The organism is Paenibacillus sp. Y280 (genome assembly GCF_056786335.1).
In genome coordinates this window covers 1-1,812 of sequence record NZ_JBXCIW010000054.1, presented here as the reverse complement: position 1 = coordinate 1,812, position 1,812 = coordinate 1, and the positions used below count along the sequence as shown (strand labels likewise).

Here is a 1,812-nt window from a genome sequence, read left to right as displayed (position 1 = left end):
AGGAGCCATTCCTGTAATGAAGTAATTTGAGCTTTGAATGAAAAATGCGCCTCTAGTATACTGTGAATTGTTCCGGGAAGGACAAACCCACATACGAAAAGAGGCGCACAAATGAAGTATAAGATGAAACAGAAACAGAATCAACGTATTACGCGAATTACGGAAGGTACTTTAGTCGTTGGAGCAGATATCGCAAAGAAGATTCATGTAGCGCGAGCTGTAGATTTTCGGGGCATAGAGCTTGGCAAAGATTGTGTGTTCCATAACGATCGAGAAGGATTAACGAAGCTAACGGCGTGGATGAAAGCTCTGCAGCTGGCGCATGAGAAAACAGATATTGTTTTCGGCATTGAGCCGACTGGGCACTACTGGTTTCCATTAGCAGCTTTTCTTGAGGCGCAAGACATCAAGATCGTCATCGTCAATCCGCATCACGTAAACAAAAGTAAAGAACTCGAGGACAACTCACCGACGAAGAGCGACTACAAGGACGCCAAGGTAATCGCAGACCTTATACGTAATGGAAAGTACTCGGAGCCCAAATTACCGTCGATGGAATATGCGGAACTACGTATTCTCATGAATTTCCGCGAGAAGGTTATGGTGAGTTTGAATCAAGTGAAGGCACGCGTACAGAACTGGTTCGACCGCTATTTCCCTGAGTATTTGAACGTGTTTAAGGAATGGGAAGGCAAAGCGTCCATGATGACCATGCGTCAATTTCCGACACCAGAAGAGATCGTCTCTACAGGCGCCAGAGGCGTTCTCGCACACTGGAGAATGGAAGTGAAGCGCGGAGTAGGCATCAAAAGGGCTGAGAAACTCTTTGCTACAGCTGAGAGATCGATCGGACTTAAAGAAGGATTACGAGCCGCTAGAATGGAGCTTATGGGCTTACTCGACCAGTTTGAGCTTTTCACTAAACAGGTGGAAACGACAATGAATCAAGTCATGGCTATCTTGGATGAGATTCCGGGAACAACGCAGATGTTGAATATACCAGGCGTAGGCGCTGTTACCGTTGCGGGGTTCCTTGCTGAGGTCGGCGATCTGAGTCATTACGATCACGGGCAACAGATCATCCGCTTGGCAGGCCTTAATCTGAAGGAGAACAGTTCCGGTAAACGGAAGGGAAAGACCGGCATTACCAAGCGTGGACGGTCTCGACTGAGAGCCTTGTTGTTCCGTTGCGTGATGCCTATGGTAGCGAAGAATAAAGAATTTAAAGCCTTGCACAAGTACTTTACAACACGAAGTCAAAACCCGCTGAAGAAGAAACAGTCGCTTATCGCGCTCTGCGGTAAACTGATACGCGTCCTGCACACGCTGGGGACGAAGCAAAGAGAGTACAACGCAAACGACGTTCTTGGACCTGTACGACAAGCACAGATACAACAAATCGCAGCTTAAGTTCAAGTAAGCATCACTTGAAATCTCAATTCAACAACAGATGTACAACTCGACAACGGAAGCACCGGAGAAGCCGAAGTTATTATTCCATAAGGGCAATGACCCCGTTTAGGAGCGAGAATCGGCCTCCACCCCTTGGCAGGTAGAACGAAGGAATGTAAGGGCATAGACCCAGCGTGACATGGGAGGGTAAACCCCAAGGGAAGATGTGGAGATCCACTGTGCGATCATAAGCGTTATCCACAGTTTGGATAAAAACGAATCCAAGCCCTGTTCCCGCCAGCGGTTTTTGCAGAAAAATATGATTTATACCAACATTTCTCCCTCACCTCTAAGGTGTCAAAGTTGTAAATCTAAGAATGAGTGAGAAAACAGGAGAAAACATTACTTTATAGTGGGAGG

1 protein-coding gene is annotated in these 1,812 nt (G+C 46.8%); it reads left to right on the top strand.

Annotated features, from left to right (window positions below; translation table 11 throughout):
- Window positions 1–123: 123 nt before the first annotated feature.
- Window positions 124–1,410, top strand: coding sequence for an IS110 family RNA-guided transposase (locus tag AC1TPC_RS26780; protein ID WP_482069765.1), 1,287 nt, complete (start codon window positions 124–126; stop codon window positions 1,408–1,410).
- Window positions 1,411–1,812 lie beyond the last annotated feature (402 nt).